The following is a 22415-nucleotide window of genomic DNA, read 5'->3' on the forward strand; positions in this document are numbered from 1 at the left end:
ACTTATATATAGGGGGTAATTGCTATTTTTTCCGATTTATTGTAATCTTTAATTATATCACTGATAGTTCGATATTGTCAAGACACTTTTAAATATTTATTTTCATAGTTAATCCTAACACATAAATCACTATTAGGCCAAGCTTGTTTCCATTTGTACTCTCCCGCCCCGGCGATACATGAGCATCTATTTGAGCAGTTATGACAGTTATAGTTTGGATGGTTTATCTCTATGTATTTCCTTTGATCCTTAAATTGTTTCCTCTTACACCAATACTTTTTATTACTCTTACGACCTTTGAAATATACTTCATTCTGGCAATCAACTAAATCCTTCCCATTAATATTATTCTGTTTAGATTCAGTATCCAAAGGTAGTCTACCAATATCCCTTAATTTCTCAATCTCGTTTTTCCCTATGAATAATGCTTCGGCTACTTTTTGTATTGTCATATGTTTCTTAGGAATATTCTCAGGATTATTTATGTACAGTTTTTTGCTACAAATTAATGTTTGACTATCTGCAGCATATGCTCCTGGGCATACCGTGGCTTTATCATGGAACGAATTATGTAGATAACCCATAAGTTTACATGGTGAAGCGTTGGGAATATATTCAGCTATCGGAAGCATTTTGTCTACAGGTTTATATATAGTATCATTCCAGTCTGTGATCTCATTAATAAACGCTTTGATATCTAATGATATATCCAGCTTCTTAAGTTTCTTTAATGCCCTCTCGCGGATCTCATGGACTCTATTTGCGGCCTTATTGATTATCTTACCGGATTCCTCCAGCGTCTTTTGCTCAAAGTAATACAATGTAATAACTTCTTGTTCTACAGGAGATAATTTAGCTATCATATCTCTTGTGATATCTATTAGGTTCTCCTCTATAACCATCTGTTCCAAACTACAATTATTTGATATTGGCTCAAAGGTTATATCATCACCTTCAGTATCATCCATCTGAAAACCTTCATAGTACAATATAGGCGTATAATGCCAATTATCATATAACGGAAGGTCTGTTTCCTTGAGCATTCGCGCTATTTCTTTTCTAACGTCATCGTCTTTTATTTTCCGTAATTCAGAATAGCACTTTCTTAGCATATTTTTAGCATTAACTTCAGCATCTACATACTTCTGTTCATCCCTAGCTTTACAATCAAAAGTTATATCATATACTGCTTCATCTTCCGCCTCTCCCATATCCATGTCCCGCCCCTCCCTCTCACAAATTATGGATAATGAAAATTCACTAGCCTGGGGTTCTGAGTAGTATTTAAAGTTGCCCTATACATTGTGACACAATTCTGAAATACTACCTGATAAAGCCAGTAAATTAGCACTTTCATTTTATGGTTTTGCCAATAGTAGTAGTTGATTTAAACCTGTTTTTCATTATTTATCTCTCCTCCTACTTCACCCTCTGAATATATCTAGGCATCTTTATTACTAGTAAGAGAAGGGGCGGTAATTATCCGTCAAGTTCTCTTTTGATCTATTTGTTAATTAACGTTCTACTTTACACATTTGATATACCTTGGCATCTTTCTTTTGAGCCTCATTGCTTTACCTGTAGTGTTATCCTGCAGATACTCACAATCACTAGCGTCCTTATGAGTTGTATACATGGGAATGCCCTGTTCCTCACAGAATTCCTCTGCAATACCCTTGTGACCATGTAGGCGGCGAATATCACTCAAATTACTTAGTAGAGCCACTAGGAATTCACTGATATTAGTGTTTTGATAATCCCAAAGCAAATCCTGAACCTTGTTACCTATGACCTCATTGATACCCATTTGGTTAATCGTTTGCATCGTGTAGAAGTAGTCCTTGCTTCCCCACTTCTCACCATCGAATTCTTTACTGACAGGGAATATCTGGATTAGGTCTCCAGGCGTTACCATAGATATCAATTCGGTTACTATGTGTATTATCTCGAATTTAAGCATTGCTTCATCTATAGTTACTTTCTCCGGTTCAGACATAGTGACAATATACTTAACTCCATAGAATATAGCTTGATGTATATTAGGTCGCTTTAATGCCCTCTTAAATGCTTCATGATAGATACTGTTATAGTCCGGTTTGACTTTGGGAATACTATTAGTAAGTACTGTTAACATCTAATGATTCTCCTCTCAGTTTAGATTAATGAAGTACCTTGGCCGATTCGTTCTCCTCAATATATCCCTGCAGTTCGCTTAGTAAGCCATTGGTTACTATAAAGTCATACATCAAATCATTTAACTCTACTACTTGATAGTGAGTAACCTGTAGACTCTTATGTTGTTCAATAAACCTATGTACCCTCTTATTGGATTCTTGTATATCCTGCGCTTGAATTGTTGCCGTTTCACAAAACAACTTACTTACCTTCTGGTAAAGTTCATTACCTTCTGCTTGCTTATCGAGTTCCTCTACTTCTTTGGCGATTTCACGAAGTCTATTCATAAGTTATTCTCCTCTCATTATTAGGTAATAATGGGGCTAACCACAGAGAGCAGTTAGCCCTCCTAAGTTATATCACTAGGCTTAAACTTTGTTCTCCTAACTTAATCGAATTGAGAACAGTAGGTTGTCCAAGCAGATACTCTTCAATAAACTGCATGGCATCTGTAGAGTTCTTCAATGTTTGTTCATCGGGTTCACCATTATGGTCTAACCAAGTAACTACAGTTGCATCATTGTGATTTCCACTAGTAGTTACTCTGCATGAATATTCTTTGGCACCATCAGTAACCCTAAGTGAGTCTATAGAAATAGGTTGCTCGATAATATATTCCTCAATAAATCTTCTAGCATCATCTATAGTAGTAAGTTCTGCACTATCACTTTCGCAATTCCAATTGATCCAAGTTAGCTTTATCATTATAAACACGCTCCTCAAATTTTTGTTTTTTTGATATCAGCATCTTGTATTCCCGAGTTTGACACTTGCAAGAGAAAAAAGTGCCTAGAACCCTTGAAAATAAAGGGTTCTAGGCACTTCGTATTTTCTTACTTTTTGAGTAATGTTTTTTCGTTTTTAGTGGCTTTAAAAATTTTTTTCATTTCTTGAGTTGGAATAATTTGTCGGTCTGTATGGAATTGAAATTTTTCATGAAGTAGATCTGTAAAGTCATCGCTGACATAGGTAGGCATATAGCCTTCGGAAGCGACTTTATAAAAATTGAAATTGCGCAGGCCATCTATAATTCTGTGGCAAGAGAAGCGTTCGTCGAGGATCTTCTCTAAAAGGCGATACAGAGTCAGTGCTAAAAAGCATGTTGTAAAATGAGCGTGAATGCGGTCATCGCGGCTCAAATAAACGGGGCGTGCCTGAAATTCTGTTTTCATAATGCGAAAGCTTTCTTCAATTTCCCAACGTTGATGATTTGTATGTATGATGGATTGTGCATCATCTTCCAGATTAGTACAGATACCATAATATCCATCAAACATTTCTTCTTTTAGGATGAGTTCTGCGTCGATGCTATACAAGTTTTTTGCAGCGATTTCACCATCGGGAGTGATACTTTTTTTCGCGATAAAGCGTTTGAAGTCATTTGAATGGCATTTACCGATTTTCTGCGGATTTTTTTGAACAAGCTTCATGGCACGTTCTAACTGGGAGCTGCGTATTTTTCTTTGATAATCCCTGTATTTCAAAGAAAAAGTAACAATCAGGCGTTGTTCTAAGTCATTTTCTTTTATCCAGCGTTCTTTGAAAAAAGTGGTATTTTTATAGGCCTTATAAAGGGTATCGTCTGTATCGAGTTTTGTGAGATCAAAAGTACCGTCAGTGCCTGGAATAAACCATCCTGATTTTGCAAGAGCCCACTGCAGTAAAGGTTTCTTTAACTTTTTTATCGACTGAGTGGTAATGAAGGCTCGATTTTTTTTATCGTTAAATCTTCTGTTTGCGTTGGAAGCAAGACCGGCATCGGTGCAAACAACAAGCTTAGATAGTTCAAAGTCTTTCAGAAGTTTTTGCTCTAACGGAGTCAGAGTCACTTGTTCATTGGTGTTGCCTTTGGAAATATTGAATGCCAGCGGGATGCCGTCACCATCCATAAAGAGGCCCATTTGAACAATCGGGTTCGGTCGGTGTTCTTTAGACATACCATATTGTCTAAGACCGGACTCCTGTTCGATTTCAAAGAAATAATTTGTGCAATCATAGTAGAGGATGTGAGTATTTCTATCGAGGGTGCGGCGGCTATTTTTATATAGTTGGGATTGAATGAAATCGCTTTCTTCGGAAATAATGCCAAGAGCCCTATAAATATGTTGAATTTCAAAGGAAGGAGGTTCAAGGAATTTTTGTGCAATTTGCATGGTGGCAAGTTTGGAGGCGGGAAAAAGAATTCGGGCATATAGCAAATTAGAAAGAATGGAATTAAGATCAAAGGCAAATTTATGTTTTTTCGAAATGGCTTTCGAGATCGAATCAAGACCTAAAGCATAGTAGATAACTTGCAAAAAAAGATATCCGCCGTTAAAAAGGACTTGCTGATTTTTCCCGATGTGTTTTGCTGGAGAAAATGAGATACTTACTTCGCGTTTGCCGGCTTTTTCCTTTTTGTTGAGCTCATCAATATAGGTTTTGGCCCACGCGATAGGATCTTGGCCGTTTAGTTTTTCTAATAATTCAGTATAGGTGCCGAGCTTTTCCACTCGTTCAGAAGAATTGCGACCGTTTTTATAAGTAGAACGAATGACATATAGAGATTTAGAATTTTTGGACTGAACAATACTCAAATGCATAACGAATACCTCCTGTCACCTATATTATAACACATTATTAGATATTACTCGATAATCAAAAGAAAAATTTGACAAAAAAATAAGCCTATTTCAAGGCTTCAAGGGCATTTTTTGTTTATACAAGTGTCAAACTCCCGAAATAGGTTGCTCGATAATATATTCCTCAATAAATCTTCTAGCATCATCTATAGTAGTAAGTTCTGCACTATCACTTTCGCAATTCCAATTGATCCAAGTTAGCTTTATCATTATAAACACGCTCCTCAAATTTTTGTTTTTTTGATATCAGCATCTTGTATTGTCAACATAATTGCTGTATAATATATAATGTAAAATAGTGTGCAAGCCATGGAAAAGTACAGGTTCTATAGAGACTTCTATAAACCACTTTTGATGCTGACATTAAGTTTGCTGCTGTAGTATCGTGTTGACGCACAATACTACAAAAGACAATTTAGAACAACAGATAGAAGTAGGACACTTTGACGAGTGTCTTATTTTTTTTGTTTAACAAGTTTATCTCTTCGATAACACCACTCCTTAATAATATTGGATTTCTTAGGGAATACACTGGTTCGCCTTAACACTAGCTTGTTGGAAATTTTTGTGTCCACTCTGTGAGCTTTGGTTTACTAATTCTCCAGTGTTTCCCAATTTTCATACCTGGGAATCCCTTTGTTCTACACAAACGATAGACCTGCATACGTGGTAGGTTTAGGTACTTTGCGGCTTCATCAATTGTATAAAAGGCAGTTTCATTAAACACTCTCGTCACCCCCTTTATAACCCGCCAGCCTAAACAGGAGAATGTTCTCTGCAGTTCTTTTGACTTCGTCTAGCTCGCGTTGGTGTATGTTGTATTTCTTCTGCAGCATCTCAAAAAGCTTATCAAATTTCTTTTGCTCTTCTTTAAGCTTGTCTTCGTAGTAACCCCAATATACTTCAGGCTCATCAGCACACCACTCTTGTCCATCTTCAGCGACAAATACAACTTCGTCATCATCGTATGGATAAGGGAATCGCAATGCAATTTCTTCTGAATATGGTCTTCTGATATTGTTAAGGATCATCTCCTCTTCTCGTTCTTGAATAAATGCAGCTTCATCATCTTGCATCTTTTGCCATTCTTCAGGATAAAGCTTTTTCGCTAACTCTTGCATCCCGTCTGTTGCTTCGCAAAAGCCAACTATCATACCGGGAGTAATTAACCCTTTGAGTTCTAAAGGATCAACCCTCCAGTCTCTACCTATCTTTTGCCCCTTGATCTTACCATTTTTCAACCACAGTTTAGCAGTGTTAACAGTAATGCCAAAGATTTCTGCAATTTCTTTTGTTGTTAATCCGCAATGTTTCGCCATAAAATCACCTCCTGTAAATATAATACACCCGCCACCAATTGAATGTCAACTATTTTTCGCATTAATTCGCACTAAGTTTAAACATTTTATCGCACTGTTTCGCATTGATATTTTTTTCATTACAGAAACATTACAGAAACAAAAGAAAAAACCCTCCAGGCATTTGCCTGGAAGGCTTGATTTTACTGGAGCGGGCAAAGGGATTCGAACCCTCGACCCACGGCTTGGGAAGCCGGTACTCTACCACTGAGCTACGCCCGCATCATATAAACACTAAATGCCCTATGGGTTCTATGGCATTTTCTTATGCAAAATCAAGAGTACAACATTCAAGAAGCCGGTACTCCTCCTTTGCTTGCATATTATATCATTTTCTGTGTAACATGTGCAAGTGCTGTTGAATACCAATTGTTGCATCATTGATGTAATTGTAGGAATGGGCAAAGAAAAACAGGCTCACTTTGGAACCTGTATGGGATTATTAAGGAATGCTCAACTACTGAAATTATCGCACTCATTAGCATGAGGTTACTTTTGAAATATACCTGAATGCTAAGGATTACTTAAAGTCTGTGGCATGTTACTTAAAGAGTCAACTATTAAAACTGAATATAATTGATTTCATTACCATTTAATTGTGCGGTACTGCCATCTGTGTATTCAATCCGTATCTTCATTAACTTAGCTTTTCCGATAGTATTATTATGCCATGCACATGACCAACGGTATCCTTCACCATACCATTCCCCGGGGCTAATAGGCCCCGTTACTTTTCCTGTATACACTGCTGCAGTCTAATAGTACATGCAACTGCATCCCGCTCAAAGTTATAAAGATAAATAAAGTCTTGCCATTGTTGTACCCTGAAACATCACAAGAGTACCCCCTCTGATAATTGCAGAGGGGGTACTCTTGTGATAAGTTTGTTCTATTTACCAACGCATCCTAATTGTCCTGTTTGCTGAGATATTGTAGTAATATCTTTACTGCTGCATTGCTCACAAGTCTCTGGTTTCTTTCCATCCTTTGCCTCTTGAATCAAGCCACACTTTTGACATTTGTACAAAATATCAGCCACCGCTACCCCTCCCTATTTATTTTTAATTTTCTAATTACTCTTTCAATTGATGTTTCTCATTCTCCTCCCAGAAAATAAATGTATTCAGAATACATTTATTTTGGTAAAACCTGTCTTACATTTAGGTGATTTTCCCCTGATTTGCAACCCAAATTACGGGAAAAAACGCCGTCTTCATGCAACGCAACAAGGCAAGGGTAGTATCAACTTTGGGATACTACCCTTGCCTTTTATGATGGGTTTTTCTCTTAGACGGCTAAGTCCCTGGAATTGTTCGACTTAACTTCAGATAGGTTAAACCCCCACCTAAAACTAAGAATCAATTTATCTACAGCCGAACAATAGCATTCGGCGCAAGCCGGTGGTACTCCAAAGCTTCGTGATCTGTCATTTGGTTGAATTCTTTAAAGTAAGTGCCGACTGCCGTAAATACATCTGGCTCTTCGATGCACACAACCTCAGCTTGCTCTTCCCGCAGTTTATGGGCAACATCAGATGGTGCTACCGGCACAGCGACAGTTATACTAGCCGGGTTCCATTTTTGCAGCCACTTTACTGCAGCACGCATGGTATAGCCTGTAGCAATACCATCATCAACAACAATAATGTCACGGCCTTTAACTTCGTGATTTTTAATAATCAGGGACTCATAGGCCTTAACCTGCTGATCAAATATCTCACGGGCTTTTGCTGTTATTTCGTCAAAGCTTTCCTGCGTTATCCCAATACCGCTAACATATTGGTTGTCGTGAATCAAACTGCCATCAGGCATAATTGCACCAATGGCTACCTCTGGATTCAGTGAATGTCCGATTTTTTTCGCAATAAGAACGCCCATCTTAGCCTGCAGTTTAGCCGCAATAGGAGATGCCACCACAATCCCACCGCGGGGAACTGCTAGTATATAGGGGGTTTTCAGGCTTAGTTCCGCTAATTTTTCTGCTAAAAGCTGTCCTGCATGAATACGATTGTCAAACATAGCTCACCCTCCTTAATTTTCTACTTATATGTTTTGTGGCCATTATGATTTTAATGCAAAAAAACCTTGCCTATCGCAAGGTTTTTTTATAGTACCTCGGGACAGACTCGAACTGTCGACAGCCTACTACTTTCGATTGCTGCATATTAAAACTGAATTTTATATAATATTTTGAAAAAATACTATTGCTAAAAAGGGGGATTTCACTCTTATGCCGAATACTTTTTTAGATTAACATGGAGGCATTTATGACGGTTTTTACTCTATTAGAAACAGTAAGCGCTTTGTCTTTTATCGCTATGACAGCCTATCTTACAGCCCGCAGCCGTTTTATTATGCGCTGCGCTCGTTATCCCTTCCACTGGGCAAGCCAATTCTCCTTAATTGTCCTATTTGCCTTTCTAGCAATAACAGGCAACTACAGCACCTTGCCCTGGGATCAGCCACGCGTAACTACTCGTTTAATTGGAGTAATCCTCGGGGGTATTGCTGGCGGGCCTGTATCTGGGTTTGGAGTGGGTTTTATTTGTGCCAGTTACCTAATATTGGTAGAATATTCATCCATACAGCTGCCATTTTTCCTTATTGTTGCTGGGACCCTTTCCGGTATGTTACGCCTTCGGTTTAATTTCCACCAAATTACACCACTAACTGGTGCGACTGTAGCCTTAGTTATCGAGCTTTGTCAAATAATCCTGATTACACTGTTTCCGGCTTCCACAGCTACGATGTTTTTTAACTTTAAAGCAGCGGTGCTTACTATGGGTGTCAGCACTATCGGTGTATGGCTATTTTTATATATTATTAATTGGATTGAGGCGGAACAGGATATTTACGGGGCACGCGCCGCACAATTGTCCCTGGACATTGCCAGTCGCACACTCCCGTTCCTCAGGCTGGGTTTCAACTCGCATTCAGCCACAGTAACAGCAAGTATTATCTACGAATTAACACAAGTAGATGCGGTCTCCATCACTGGCAGGTATAAACGGCTAGCCTTTATCGGCCAGGGTGCCGATCACCATAAACCAGGCGCGCCGATTCTCTCGGCTGCTGTAAAAGACGCGGTCGCCAGCAAGACTATGAAAGTTATTAATACTCCGTCCGATCGGGGCTGCCCCTTTCCCTTTTGCCCACTAAAGTCCAGCGTTGTGGTACCACTGTTCTCCGGCGACAAGGTAATTGGAACCATCGAAATAGCCCGTGTTCACGAAAATACAGTGTCTGAACTAGATATCCACATTGCTGATGGAATTGCAAATTTGCTATCTGTCCAGATTCAACTGGCTGAAGTTGATAAGCAACGAAAAATGCGGGAAAAGGCTGAGCTTAAAGCCCTCCGCGCCCAAATTAACCCTCACTTTCTCTTTAACACGATTAATATTATAATGTCCTTTTGCCGTACTGATCCGGATAAAGCCCGCAGCTTGCTGGGAAGTCTGGCAACCTTGATGCAGCAAGGCTATTCCAATCAAGATGAACTGGTAACATTACAAAATGAATTGGCTGCTATTATGGCCTACCTGGAAATTGCGATGTCCCGCTTTGGTGACAGACTGGACGTCGCTGTTAATGTCGATGACGAGGCAGCTGTTGCCCTAATCCCTGCCTTATCATTGCAGCCATTAGTAGAAAATGCCTTAAATCACGGCTTGTTTCCAAAACTAGGCAGCTGCCTGTTGTCCATTGAAGCCTATATTGAGGAAGATACTCTGATTGTAACTATTTCTGACAATGGCGTGGGGATTCCCCCGGAAAAACTAGCCAAAATTCAGGCCGGCCATTCAGACGGAGTGGGTTTAACCAATGTGCATCAACGCTTAACTAGTCTCTATGGAACAAAATACGGCCTAACCATAACCTCGCGGCCACCATTCGGCACGGAAATTTGGCTACGCATTCCCTTCCAGCAAAATCTATCAATTCAGAAAGAAAGTGGTGTAGTGTGAAAACAAAAACAGTTATTGTTGATGATGAACAACCCATTTGCGACGAAATTGAATACCTGCTGAGCCAACACCAAGATATTGAGGTATGCGCCAAGTTTACTAATTGTGTTGATGCACTTATTTTTATTCTGGAAAAGAAGCCAACGTTAGTATTCCTGGATGTCAGTATGCCTGGTATGTCAGGCCTTGAGATGGCCCAAAAGCTAAACAGCATGACTCGACCGCCCTATATTGTTTTTATTACCGCTTATCCGGAACACGCTGTCGATGCATTTGCCACACCGGCTATTGGTTATATTACTAAGCCGGTTACTGCTGAAAAACTCGCCCAAACCATGACCAAGGTACGGCATTTATCCTCTAGGGCCACAGCTGAGAAGGTGTCGCAAATTGCCAAGGTCTGCGTACTATCTGGCGGCAAAATCGTGCCAATGAACAAAAGTGATATTGTGTTTATTTACGTCAAGGATAAAGATGTCTATGTACGTACCCGCGCTGACGAGTTTTCGGCCATGTTAACCTTGCAGGAATTTGATAACTTATTAACAGAAGCCAATTTTTTGCGCATTCATCGACAGTATATTATTAACTTAGATGAAATACTTGAAATCATCCCTTGGTTTCACGGCTCCTATTTGCTGCGCATGAATGATGCCAACAAACAAGAAGTGCCTGTCAGCCGCAACCGGGTAAAACAGCTTAAAATTGCACTGGGGCTGAAGTAGAACTTTTCTGTAAGGAGGTTAGCCATGCAGCTTAGTCTCAAAACTAGGTTTACCGTCTTTATCATTGGGTCAGCATTGTTGTTATCTTTGGTCATGGGTATTATTACTATCCGTGACATGCATACTCAAATTGAAGTGGCTATCTCCGAAAAAGCTAAGTCTGATTTGGCCACTGCCCAGGAAATTGCTGACTATATGCACCCTGGGTCTTGGCATGTGGTAGCTGGTGAGCTATACAAAGGCAGTGCTCGGATCAATGATGATACCGAGTTAGTAGATAGGATTGGTCGCTTAACAGATGACACTGTCACCATTTTTTTGAATAACACTCGCGTTTCTACCAATATTATGCGCGATGGTAGTCGAGCAACCGGTACTATCGCAGCCGATTATGTTAGCGAAACTGTGCTGACAGGTGGTAAAATATATATTGGTGAGGCCGAGGTCGTCGGCATTAAATACCAAACAGGCTATGCCCCAATAAAAGACGATTCTGACCATATTATCGGTATGTTTTATATTGGCGTTTCCAAAAAACTGGCCGATCAACTCAAACAAAGCTTTATTGCCGTTGCCATACTATCAGCGCGTATTGCCTTGTTATTTGCGCTAGCTGCTACCTGCTTTATTCCTGTTGATACCTGGGGAACGGTATCATCCGCCCGAGCAGGACCAATAAATTCACAAACAATAAACCATAAAAAGGCACCACGCAGCTGAGGACGCCAACGGGGGCACGCTAGTAAAATAGGGCTGTGGAAAACTTATCTCTAAGTTTTCCACAGCCCTATTATCATTTAGAACATCCTGAAGTTTATTCCCTACAGTGTTTTGGCAAGATAACTCCTATATCAAGACAGCGCAGGAATTTTCTCCATTTGTAGGCCCCAAATCTTTTTGTTCTTCTTTTTGAACCCGAAGGACCAGCGCAACGTACCAACTACTTCAATCTGGTCGCCACCTTTGATTTTATCACGTGGCGCCACAAACATATAAACACCGATTTCACCGCTGGGATCAACAACCTGAAAATTAGGCCGATTCAACCATTGCTGTGATACCGCAGTAACCGTACCGCTAATCCGCACCTGCTCACCGATTGCTTTTTTGGCCAGATCCTTAATCTTGCCTAATTTGACATGACGAAGATCCATTCTATCCACATGCCGCCTATTCATTACGTTCATCAGCATCGGAATCCCACCTAGGAGCAGAACCATAGGCAGCAGAGTAAGTGACAGTTTAGCATCCGGACTTAGCAGATATGCTAAGAGTATGACAGAAGTGCCCATTCCTAGACTGATATATGCAAAGACGGACATATGCAATACAAATTCCCTCCTTAGTTCACCAACTGACTTTTACTATTTAGCATTCATCACCGGTACTCCTTTGGAATCAACAGCTGGGGTAGCAGCAGCTCCACAGGCATCGCATTTAAAGCAGTAGTGGTAGGTAGCACCAATAACGATGACAGCACCAACGATGTTACCTAACGTAACCGGGATAATATTCCACACCATAATATCATACCAGGAAATACCGCCGTTGGTCTGGAGCAAAGCATTCCAGGCTTTGCCGTCAGCTCCCACTTTAGTGATTAAACTCGGGAAACTATCCACAAGTAATTTACCTGCAGGCAGAAAGTACATGTTTGCAACACAGTGCTCAAAACCAATAACGACGAAGGACATGATTGGGAACCAAATGGCCAAAATCTTACCAATGGCATCCTGGGCAGTCATAGCCAGGAGAACGGCTAGACAGACAATAAAGTTACAACCAATTCCGGAAAAGAATAAGGACAACAGCCCGACGTCTCCCGCCGCTTTATAAGTAAGAATCTTGCCAATACTAACGGTTACGGCCATGAGGCCAAAGGCATTTGGTTCAGCCGCCGCGAAATTCCCTTGAGTAAACGGCCCCATAATGACAACAGCGGCAAAGGCCAGCGAACCAACAAAGTTACCGAGATATACAAAAGACCAGTTCTTAACAAGTTTTCCATAGGTGCTCTTTCCCGCCCAGACAGCCATTGGCAATAACATAGCATCGCCAGTAAACAACTCCATACCTGTAAGAATGATGGCGATCAGGCCAATAGGGAATACGGCACCGCCAATCAATTTGGCAAATCCGGCACCCAGCAAAGGTGCGACACCTGTCATGGCAATGGTGCAAAAAGCAGCACCGACTGCGATATATACCCCACCCATGATACCGCGCACGAACAACTGACCTGTCGACAAATCCCCTTTTGCTTTACCAGCATTATAGGCTATGCCAACCATTTGAGCAGGTGAATTAATAAGACCCATAGTAATACCCCCTCATTATTATTGATATATTCAGACTAAATCTCCCGCAAAACCACCTGTAACCAAGTGAGCATCTCAGTGTCCATAATTAAAAACTCTTTCAGCAATACGAAGTTCCCAATCCTAATACTATTCCTCTACTATGTCAGCTTCCGTGTTCTGTTACAGATTCAGGAGTCTTTTCACTAAAATTTGTAATAAAAGTACGTAACCTAAATAAAATACCACCAAGAGCAACTATACTATGTGCCCCCTTAGTATCAAAATATAACTGTCAGCTATCGCTAAGCAGCCAATTGTGAATGGTAAATCCGAGTTGCTCCCGTTGTGCGTCGCCATTAATAACTTAGCAAACACACTCCTTCCGTATTATGTCAGTATAGTTCACCATAACATGAAGATGGAGTTGCAATAATTAAAATATTATAACTATTAAATGGCTTCGCATCCCTGGCGCCAAAGAAGCACGACTTATCCACCTACAAAATGAACTTATCATTATTATATATGGTAAAATCATACACCTTCCACAAACGATTACCCAACTGCACAATATCGTTACCGAAAAGTTATTTTTGGGGACTGACTGGTGATGTATTAATTAAATTTTCTGCTAATTGGAGAGTTCAAAAAGGAAGAGTCTTTGAAATAAAATTCAAAGACTCTTCCTTTTTCCTTGGTGGGCGATGACGGGATCGAACCGCCGACATCCTGCTTGTAAGGCAGGCGCTCTCCCGGCTGAGCTAATCGCCCGAAATAATTTAAGGATGTTCCGTGCTATCGCTTGGAACTAAGCGATTCGCACAGGTTTCTATGTCACTTTCGTTCGTAGAAACCTGGCTCTCTGCTTATATGGTGACCCGTGGGGGAATCGAACCCCCGTTATCGCCGTGAAAGGGCGGTGTCTTAACCGCTTGACCAACGGGCCAGTATTGTTTTACCAGACCTTCTGGACTGGATTGGATAGAAAAATGGTGACCCACCCGCGGCTCGAACGCGGGACACCCTGATTAAAAGTCAGGTGCTCTACCAACTGAGCTAGTGGATCATCTTCACAAGGTTAAATTATACAATATGGTCATAGGCTTGTCAATATCAGTTTATTGGGAAATGTTCACTCAAAACAACAAAAATACCCCGCCGTCGCGCAATGTCATTATGGTTAACTTAATGACATTGCGCCGTCGCAGGGTATTTTTGTTATTTCACTTAAAACATATCAGCAAGAATCATTGTCTGTTCACGACCAGGACCAACAGAAACAATACCAATCTTAATACCACTGACTTCGCTCAAGCGTTCGACATAGCGACGCGCATTGGCTGGCAATGCCTCATAACTTCTTACAGCGCAGGTAGGTTCTTGCCAACCCGGCAGTTCCTCATAAACCGGTTCAACCTGAGCTAAGACCTTGAGGCTGGCAGGGAACTCGTTTATGATCTCACCTTTATATTTGTAGCCAGTACAAATTTTAAGGGTCTTCAAGCTGTCGAGGATATCCAGGCGGGTAATTGCCATATACTCAATGCCGCTAAGATAACCAGCATAACGTACCACGCAGGCATCCAGCCAGCCGCAACGGCGGGGACGACCTGTTGTTGTACCATACTCATGACCAAGTTCTCTGATGGTTTCGCCCACTTCATCAGTAAGTTCAGTTGGGAAGGGACCTTCACCAACTCGTGTGGTATAGGCTTTAACTACGCCAATCACCTTATTTATTTGCGTTGGGCCTACGCCAGCACCAATGCAGGCGCCACCGGCGATGGGATGTGAGGAAGTTACGTAGGGATAGGTGCCATGATCCAGATCTAATTGGGTGGCCTGCGCCCCTTCAAATAACACCTTTTGGCCATTTTTTATAGATGTATGCAAAACGGCAGCTGTATCAGTCACGTAGGACTTAAGTTGTCGGGCATATTCAAGATACTCTTGTTTGACTTGTTCAAAGTCAAAGCCCTCTACACCGTACACGGCTTTTAGTAGATGGTTTTTGGCTTCCAGATTGAACTCCAGCTTAGAGCAGAATTCCTCTTCATCCATCAAATCAACCATCCGGATTCCTGAGCGAGCGTTTTTATCCATATAACATGGCCCAATGCCACGTTTGGTTGTGCCAATTTTACGATCCCCGCGGGACTCTTCTTCTACTTCGTCAAGCAATCGGTGATAAGGCATAATAATATGCGCACGATTAGATACTTTTAAACCTGAGGTATCAATACCTTTATCTTTCATGCCTTGCAGTTCCTTAAGCATAACGGCCGGGTCAATTACAACGCCATTGCCAACTACGCAGGTTTTACCTGAATATAATATGCCTGATGGCAATAAATGCAGTTTAAACTCCGTACCGTCAACAACTACGGTGTGACCAGCATTGTTCCCACCTTGATACCGAACTACAACGTCGGCTTGTTCTGCTAAGTAATCAACAATCTTGCCTTTTCCTTCGTCACCCCATTGGGTTCCAATGACAACTACAGAAGACATATCATCAATCCTTTCATACGCAACTAGATATAAACGGCTATCTGCTTCGCTATCTCTCAGACACTTTGCGCCTCGCAGCTAACCATTCTTATCCAGTTGCGGCTTCTTCACTTATTCTATTACAATATTACACTCCGAACCGGGCCACCTATGATTATCGCAAAATAACTCTTTTAGTTTTTCCCCTTTTTTCCCTTGTTTATCATAGCATTAGCAGATAATGGCTGTCAATAAATAAATCGAATGATTATATCAATAATATAAATATTGTTCGGAAAATGTTATTGACCTGCAGACATTCTCTGCAGGTCAATAATTACTGTACTATCCCTAATTTTGGCCAAAGTCACGGAGCAGACTGCGGATGTCATCCGCATCATTCAAGGCGAGTGCCTTAACCAGCACTTGCCGCATTTGCTCGTCCGCAAAACGCCGGATGACTTCTTTTACTCGGGGAATAGCAGGTGCACTCATACTGAGTTCATCAAAACCCATAGCCACTAAGAGCGGTGCCGCCAATGGATCACCGGCCATTTCACCGCACATGCCCACCCATATCTTGTGCTCATGACCGGCTTTTACCACACCATCGATCAACCTAAGCACCGCTGGGTGGAAATGACTATAGAGCGAGCTCACAGCCGAATTTCCTCGATCAACAGCTAACGTATATTGCACTAGATCATTAGTACCAATACTGAAAAAATCACATTCGCCTGCTAGCTCGCGGGCGGTAATAGCAGCTGCCGGGGTCTCGATCATAATACCGATTGGCACGCTAGCCCCAAAGACCTTGCCCTCTTGGGCAAGTTCAGTCTTGGCCTGCTCCACGTACTGTCTGGCGGCGATAATTTCCGCAGCACTGATAATCATGGGCAGCATAATGGCGACACTGCCGTAAGCACCTGCCCTCAGGATAGCTTTGAGCTGGGTAATAAACAGTTCGGGGCGCTTAAGGCTGATACGAATGGCCCGGCAGCCAAGAAATGGATTCTCTTCTTTGCTGATAGTTAGGTAACTCAGCGGTTTGTCGCCGCCAATATCCATTGTTCGAATAACACACAGATGCTGACCACACTGCTCGGCGGCTGCTTTATAGGCGGCAAATTGTTCTTCTTCATTTGGCGGGACATCACGCCCCAGGAACAAAAATTCACTACGGAATAAGCCAACCCCCTCCGCCCCCTGCGCGCGCGCTGCGGTCATATCTGCAGGTGAGCTGATATTGGCGGCCAGTTGCACTTTAGTGCCATTCTTCGTAACTGCCGCAAGCGCTGCTACTTCACTGTCCTGACGCATACGGGCAGCCTCAGCCGCGGCTTTCTCTTGGTAATCGGCCAAATGCTCTGGTGTAGGGTTAAGAATAACCTGGCCGGCATGACCGTCAACAACAGCAAGCATACCATCTACAATCCGGGTTACGGCATCGCCCAGACCGGTAACCGCCGGTATCGCCCGTGATTTGGCAATAATGATGGTATGTGAGGTGGTACTGCCCTGGCCCAATATTATGCCGCGCACTTGGTCCTCAGGCATACCGGCCGCCAGGGATGGTTCTATTTCCTGCGCGCACAACACAACAGGTTCAACGCCATATTGGATTTGTCCGGCTCCGACTAAGAGCCGCACCAGTCGCCTGCCAACATCGCGCACATCGGCGGCACGTTCCCGCAGATATGGATCAGGCATGGCGTCAAATAAGGCAGCAAATTCGTCAGCAGACGCCAGCGCTGCCTGCGGTGCTACTATACCTTGCTCTATTTTTGCAGCCATAGCAGCGGCAAGCTCAGGGTCATTAGTCATAGTGTAATGGGCATCCATAATATCGGCCTGCTTCTGTTGACCGTTCGTTTGCGCCGCCGCTTTCATCTGCACAAGCTCAGCACTTGCCACTTGAATAGCTTCCGCCAGTCTGCTGGCTTCCTGCGCCGGCGTACCTGCTTCATATTGTTTTAAATCATTAGTTAAATCACTTGACAACACCTTTACGGTGGCAATACCAATCCCTGGTACAACCCCAGTTCCACGTAATATCTCTTCCATCGGTTAACCCTCGCTAAAATTGCCTTCAACCAGCGCCCTTAGCGCAGCGAGACATTCTCCTTCGTCCGGGCCATCGGCAGTTAACTCTATTTTACTCCCCTGACCTAATCCCAGACCCATAATTGCCAGTATACTCTTGGCATCGGCTGTTTTACCGCCAGAGTGAATGGTTACCTTGCTGCTAAACCCTGCTGCCTTTTGGACAAATTGTGCCGCTGGTCTGGCATGTAGCCCGGCCTCATTGGTAAGTACCACTTCTATTTTAGTCATATCTATTCCTCCACTTGAGTCTGGGTATATTCTTTCCCTTACCGTTTCCGCAGATCACGAGCCCCTTCCGCGGTAGCTGCCACACTTACTAAGGACTGACCAATAGATGCATCAACAGCAGCAGCTACCGTTCCTTCCAGTATAGGGGCATCGGCGATAGCTATCCGGCTTTTTAACTCCTCATCAAGCATATCGACTGCCAGCTCAGCGCTGATGACAGCACTGCCTAAATCAACCATAACCAGAACACCATCACCGGTATTGGCGGCTTCAATCGCTGCCTGGATTTTAAAAGCATCTGTGCCGATATCACCGTCAGCCATGCCGCCAGCGGCAATAAGCTTTTGTCCTGGGGCCGCCATTTGTCCAGCCAATTCGCAGATACCTTCTGCCACCTTGGCACTATGCGAAACTACAACTATTCCTACCATGCTTACGCCTCCTGTTCTTTAGCAAACGCGGTAAGTGTTGCTAGCATGAGATATGAAGAGGTCGCACCCGGGTCCTGGTGGCCGATACTGCGTTCCCCCAGGTAGCTGGCTCGCCCTTTTGTCGCAATAATGGTTTTCGTGTATTCAACCCCACTGGCGGCAGCGGCTGTCGCCAATGTCAGACAGTCTGTCAGCGACGCTCCCTTGGCCATGGCTTGGGTGAAAGCCTCATATGCAGGCTCAAGCGCGTCAAGCATAGTCTTTTCACCACGAACGGCTTTGCCCCGGTCTTTAATCCCACCAATGGCAGCATTAAGTATTTGTGCGGCTGTATCAGTGTCTATCGCAGTCTTCCCGTGCGCAACAGCAGCGGCCCGCATAAAGGCTGTACCATAAAGCGGCCCGGAGGCACCGCCCACTGTTGATATCAGCGTCATCCCAACCAGCTTGAGCAAACCGCCAATATCCTCAGGCTTGGCAGCAGCCAGTTTGGTGCGTACTGCTTCAAAGCCGCGCGTCATATTAATTCCGTGATCCGCATCACCGATGGCGGCATCAAGTTCAGTAAGTTTTTCCTTATTGGCTATTATTACATCGGCCAGGGCTTCCATTGCCGCAATACCATTTGCCACTCGAATTCCTTCTCTCTTCTAGAATTGAACCAATGCCGGGGTGTCTGCCGGTGCAAATAACAGCTCTTTGAGCTCACTATCAAGTTTCAGTACAGTAATGGAGAAACCGGCCATTTCCAGCGAAGTCATATAATTGCCAACATAGGTCTTAGCAATCTTGATGTTTTTCTCAGCAAGCAAGGCTGCTACCTTGCGATTAACTACATACAATTCCATGAGTGGTGTACCGCCTAAGCCATTGACCATTACCGCCACTTCATCACCAGCATTTAGCGCAATATCGCCCAAAATCTTATTGAGTAAATGTGCCGCTGTCTCGTCTGCTGTCCGGATGGACTCCCGATGAGTACCTGGTTCACCATGGATACCCATACCGATTTCAACCTCGTTCTCAGCCAGCGTAAAACTAGGTTTACCTGCCGCTGGCACCGTACATGGCGATAATGCCATTCCCATGGAACGCACATTGGCAATAACCTTTTCTGCGGTTTTTTGTACTTCGGCCAAGTCTGCGCCTTGCTCCGCTTTTGCACCAGCAATCTTATGTACAAACACAGTTCCGGCAATACCACGACGCCCGGTAGTCCAAGTACTGTTTTCTACTGCTACATCATCATTAACAACAACCTTGGCCACTTTAACGCCGTCAGCGTCGGCCATTTCGGCGGCCATTTCAAAATTCATGATATCACCAGTATAATTTTTGATAACCAGCAATACCCCTTTACCGCCATCAACGGCTTTAACAGCCTCATATACCTGGTCAGGTGTCGGCGAGGTAAATACCGCACCGGCTACCGCACCATCTAGCATTCCGCGCCCGACATAACCGCCGTGGGATGGTTCATGTCCACTGCCGCCGCCAGATACTAATCCCACTTTCCCTTGTACTGGTGAATTAGCACGGACCAGTACATCAAACCCTTCCACCCGTTTAACATACTGGGGATGAGCCAAAACCAGCCCTTGCAGCATTTCCTCTACCACTTGCTCGGCATTATTAATAACCTTTTTCATTAATCAAAACCTCCTCGCCAATTTTACTGTCCCGTCGTACGGTCTGTTTTAATAAATATTGCAAGAAACATACCAAAAAAGAGCGCGCCCTGTTGTACTGCCTCGTGATGAACCAAGCTTACAGCCATTACATGTGTCAGCATAGCAGTCTTGGCGTTTATCTTTTTTCATTATGTCAATATAGCCACCTTACATTCCCAGCAACCATTGTACAAAAGTATCAACTAGGTTTATTATTGTTGATACTTTTTACCATGTTGTTCTTATTTTCCCAAGAGACTACTTTGTCAATTCCATACTTTTGAGCCTTGGCTGCCACTGTCTTATGAGTTAATCCCAAAGCCTTGCCTGCGGCATTGAAGCTGCCATACCTAGCCAAAGCCAGCGTTATAATTTGCTTTTCATATTCTACCCACGGCAAAACAGCTGTTTGATCAGGGTTAAACGGCAGCACCAATGTTGACTCGGCGGCAGCAGTCGTGCCCCCCTGACCGCGAAGGTATAGCGGCAAGTCGATAACTGTCAGCAACAAACCATCAGCCAATGTTACCATTCGCTCAATCACATTCTCCAGTTCCCGCACATTACCAGGCCAGCGGTAAGCCATCAAACCAGCAAGGGCTTCACCGGCAATACCTCTAATATTCTTACCCTGATCTGTAATAATCTTATGCAAAAAATAATCAACCAAAAGCGGAATGTCTGCCACCCGCTCCCTGAGCGTTGGTAAAAGGATTGGGATAACATGCAGTCTGTAATACAAATCCTCCCGAAACTCACCCGCTGCCACCAGCTGCCCCAAGTCGCGATTGGTGGCGGCAATGATCCGGACATCCACCTTAATAACTGTTTCTCCGCCAACCCGGGTAAACTCCCGTTGTTGCAGCACTCGCAACAGTTTAGCCTGCATACTCTTGCTAATCTCACCAATTTCGTCAAGAAAAATTGTCCCTTTATCGGCCAAGCTGAACTTCCCCGGTTTTTGGCGAACAGCGCCGGTAAATGCTCCTTTTTCATGGCCAAATAGTTCACTCTCTAATAAACCTTCGGGAATAGCGGCACAGTTGACTCTGATAAATGGACCATCGGCGCGGTGGCTGGCATAATGAATACCCTCAGCAACCAATTCTTTACCAGTACCGCTCTCGCCAATAATTAACACCGTGGCACTGCTGCCTGCCGCTTTAGCGGCAATAGCCAAAGCTTCCCGCACCTTGCCGCTTTGACCAATGAATTTGTGAAAAGCCGTTCCCGGCTTGTGTGTCCGCCTTAGCTCCTGCTCGAAATATTCTGCTTTGGCTGATACATGATTAAGTGTATCCATCAGCTTATGTACTTCACTGACATTTTTCACAACAGATACGGCTCCCGTAATCTCACCATCCACAATAATCGGACTAACATTAGCGATCAACGTAACCCCGCCCGGTTTGGCAGTAAGACTGCCGATAACTGGCTGACCTGTAGTAAGCACCCGGCTGCGTGCGCCATCAGAAGATAGCTGCCGGACATTCTGCCCAATTAATTCTTGTCGTGACTGACTAACAAGCTCTAAATAGGCCGGATTAACATAGGTTATGTACCCGGTTCTATCAACTACACAAATACCATCTTGCACCGACTCCAATACTAACTGCAACCGTTCTTTGAGCTCTTTTACCGCTGTAAGTTCATCTGTCACAGCTTCTAGCACTGATATATCTTCAAAAATAGCCAGGGTTCCCCGCACTTGACCATCGGCAATAATTGGCGTCCGGTTGGTGATAATTGCCAAATTGCCAATAAACTGACGACAACCGATTTCAGGCTGCCGGGTCTGAGCAACAATGTGTAAGCGTGAGCCGGGAATAACGACCTGGGCTTTATTGCCAATGGCTTGGTTAGCGGTAATACCCAAAATACGTTCAGCTGCTGGGTTAAAGACGGTAATCACATCGCTTTCATCAGTAACCATCAACCCATTGGCCATACTGACAAATATCTGGTCAGCTGTAACGGCATTATCTTGCAACAAAGTATCAACCTGACTCATTAGGATAGCATCACCTTGCTGAAAATCGCTTTCGAGCAAGGCCTTCATCTCCTCAGTTGCCGCTGCTGCCGACTGACCTATAGCCTCTACCCATAGCAAATCACCCTGTTTAACCCTGAGCGCTACCAATGGCATCATACTGACAGCCCGCACCGGCAGACCGTCAGACCGGCGAAAGTACAGCTTAACCTGCCATTTACGTTCCAGTTCATGCGCCTTCTGGACAATCATGGCTGCCACCCGGGCATGCAACCCCTTTTCATGGGCGATAACTGCCTGTTTGCTACTATCCACAACCATTCACCCCGTTGCTCTATTCTAAAATCATTGTAC

At 43.4% G+C, this 22415-nt stretch carries 21 protein-coding genes and 4 tRNA genes; 3 read left to right on the forward strand and 22 right to left on the reverse strand.

Annotation, left to right across the window (positions count from 1 at the left end; genetic code table 11):
- Window positions 1–77 precede the first annotated feature (77 nt).
- The 10 genes from ACZ449_RS22035 to ACZ449_RS22080 form a co-directional block, all read right to left on the reverse strand.
- Window positions 78–1217: a sigma-70 family RNA polymerase sigma factor gene (locus ACZ449_RS22035; protein WP_464258201.1), complete on the reverse strand. Its 1140-nt coding sequence runs from the start codon at window positions 1215–1217 to the stop codon at window positions 78–80.
- 305 nt (window positions 1218–1522) lie between these two features.
- Window positions 1523–2134, reverse strand: coding sequence for a hypothetical protein (locus ACZ449_RS22040; protein ID WP_464258202.1), 612 nt, complete (start codon window positions 2132–2134; stop codon window positions 1523–1525).
- A 25-nt stretch (window positions 2135–2159) separates the two neighbouring features.
- Window positions 2160–2462: a hypothetical protein gene (locus tag ACZ449_RS22045; RefSeq protein WP_464258203.1), complete on the reverse strand. Its 303-nt coding sequence runs from the start codon at window positions 2460–2462 to the stop codon at window positions 2160–2162.
- A 67-nt stretch (window positions 2463–2529) separates the two neighbouring features.
- A complete protein-coding gene (locus ACZ449_RS22050) occupies window positions 2530–2880 on the reverse strand; it encodes a hypothetical protein (protein WP_464258204.1) in 351 nt (116 codons plus the stop codon).
- Window positions 2881–3008: 128 nt separating this feature from the next.
- On the reverse strand, window positions 3009–4757 hold the full coding sequence (locus tag ACZ449_RS22055) for an IS1634 family transposase (protein WP_464258205.1): 1749 nt from the start codon (window positions 4755–4757) through the stop codon (window positions 3009–3011).
- A 586-nt stretch (window positions 4758–5343) separates the two neighbouring features.
- Window positions 5344–5523 (reverse strand): helix-turn-helix domain-containing protein, encoded by a 180-nt coding sequence (locus ACZ449_RS22060; protein WP_464258206.1) that lies wholly within the window; start codon window positions 5521–5523, stop codon window positions 5344–5346.
- Window positions 5516–6115: a helix-turn-helix domain-containing protein gene (locus ACZ449_RS22065; RefSeq protein WP_464258207.1), complete on the reverse strand. Its 600-nt coding sequence runs from the start codon at window positions 6113–6115 to the stop codon at window positions 5516–5518. The genes ACZ449_RS22060 and ACZ449_RS22065 overlap by 8 nt, the downstream gene beginning before the upstream one ends.
- Before the next feature lie 186 nt (window positions 6116–6301).
- Window positions 6302–6376, reverse strand: a tRNA-Gly gene (locus ACZ449_RS22070).
- Between the two features lie 667 nt (window positions 6377–7043).
- Window positions 7044–7193, reverse strand: a complete 150-nt coding sequence (locus ACZ449_RS22075) for a hypothetical protein (RefSeq protein WP_464258208.1) — start codon at window positions 7191–7193, stop codon at window positions 7044–7046.
- Window positions 7194–7521: 328 nt separating this feature from the next.
- Complete coding sequence (locus tag ACZ449_RS22080) at window positions 7522–8172, reverse strand: phosphoribosyltransferase (protein ID WP_464258209.1); 651 nt, start codon at window positions 8170–8172, stop codon at window positions 7522–7524.
- 248 nt (window positions 8173–8420) lie between these two features.
- On the opposite strand from ACZ449_RS22080, the gene ACZ449_RS22085 reads away from it, so the two are divergent.
- From ACZ449_RS22085 to ACZ449_RS22095, 3 genes are read left to right on the forward strand one after another with little or no spacing between them, the layout of a single operon-like run.
- Complete coding sequence (locus tag ACZ449_RS22085; protein ID WP_464258210.1) at window positions 8421–10121, forward strand: histidine kinase; 1701 nt, start codon at window positions 8421–8423, stop codon at window positions 10119–10121.
- Window positions 10118–10846: a LytR/AlgR family response regulator transcription factor gene (locus ACZ449_RS22090; protein WP_464258211.1), complete on the forward strand. Its 729-nt coding sequence runs from the start codon at window positions 10118–10120 to the stop codon at window positions 10844–10846. The genes ACZ449_RS22085 and ACZ449_RS22090 overlap by 4 nt, the downstream gene beginning before the upstream one ends.
- A gap of 24 nt (window positions 10847–10870) precedes the next feature.
- A complete protein-coding gene (locus tag ACZ449_RS22095; protein ID WP_464258212.1) occupies window positions 10871–11566 on the forward strand; it encodes a cache domain-containing protein in 696 nt (231 codons plus the stop codon).
- A gap of 131 nt (window positions 11567–11697) precedes the next feature.
- On the opposite strand, the gene ACZ449_RS22100 is transcribed toward ACZ449_RS22095, so the two are convergent.
- The 12 genes from ACZ449_RS22100 to ACZ449_RS22155 form a co-directional block, all read right to left on the reverse strand.
- Window positions 11698–12174, reverse strand: coding sequence for a hypothetical protein (locus tag ACZ449_RS22100; protein WP_464258213.1), 477 nt, complete (start codon window positions 12172–12174; stop codon window positions 11698–11700).
- 36 nt (window positions 12175–12210) lie between these two features.
- Window positions 12211–13164, reverse strand: a complete 954-nt coding sequence (locus tag ACZ449_RS22105; RefSeq protein WP_464258214.1) for a formate/nitrite transporter family protein — start codon at window positions 13162–13164, stop codon at window positions 12211–12213.
- Between the two features lie 677 nt (window positions 13165–13841).
- Window positions 13842–13917 (reverse strand) — tRNA-Val (locus tag ACZ449_RS22110).
- A gap of 100 nt (window positions 13918–14017) precedes the next feature.
- Window positions 14018–14092 (reverse strand) — tRNA-Glu (locus ACZ449_RS22115).
- 44 nt (window positions 14093–14136) lie between these two features.
- Window positions 14137–14212 (reverse strand) — tRNA-Lys (locus ACZ449_RS22120).
- Between the two features lie 161 nt (window positions 14213–14373).
- Window positions 14374–15657, reverse strand: a complete 1284-nt coding sequence (locus ACZ449_RS22125; protein ID WP_464258215.1) for an adenylosuccinate synthase — start codon at window positions 15655–15657, stop codon at window positions 14374–14376.
- 330 nt (window positions 15658–15987) lie between these two features.
- Window positions 15988–17700: a phosphoenolpyruvate--protein phosphotransferase gene (gene ptsP, locus ACZ449_RS22130; protein ID WP_464258216.1), complete on the reverse strand. Its 1713-nt coding sequence runs from the start codon at window positions 17698–17700 to the stop codon at window positions 15988–15990.
- Window positions 17701–17703: 3 nt separating this feature from the next.
- Window positions 17704–17970, reverse strand: coding sequence for an HPr family phosphocarrier protein (locus ACZ449_RS22135; RefSeq protein ID WP_464258217.1), 267 nt, complete (start codon window positions 17968–17970; stop codon window positions 17704–17706).
- Between the two features lie 38 nt (window positions 17971–18008).
- On the reverse strand, window positions 18009–18401 hold the full coding sequence (gene dhaM / locus ACZ449_RS22140; RefSeq protein ID WP_464258218.1) for a dihydroxyacetone kinase phosphoryl donor subunit DhaM: 393 nt from the start codon (window positions 18399–18401) through the stop codon (window positions 18009–18011).
- A gap of 2 nt (window positions 18402–18403) precedes the next feature.
- Window positions 18404–19012: a dihydroxyacetone kinase subunit DhaL gene (gene dhaL, locus ACZ449_RS22145; protein ID WP_464261917.1), complete on the reverse strand. Its 609-nt coding sequence runs from the start codon at window positions 19010–19012 to the stop codon at window positions 18404–18406.
- 39 nt (window positions 19013–19051) lie between these two features.
- Complete coding sequence (gene dhaK, locus ACZ449_RS22150) at window positions 19052–20050, reverse strand: dihydroxyacetone kinase subunit DhaK (RefSeq protein ID WP_464258219.1); 999 nt, start codon at window positions 20048–20050, stop codon at window positions 19052–19054.
- Window positions 20051–20270: 220 nt separating this feature from the next.
- Window positions 20271–22376, reverse strand: a complete 2106-nt coding sequence (locus ACZ449_RS22155; protein WP_464258220.1) for a sigma 54-interacting transcriptional regulator — start codon at window positions 22374–22376, stop codon at window positions 20271–20273.
- Between the last annotated feature and the right edge of the window lie 39 nt (window positions 22377–22415).

Source organism: Desulfosporomusa polytropa, from assembly GCF_055380075.1.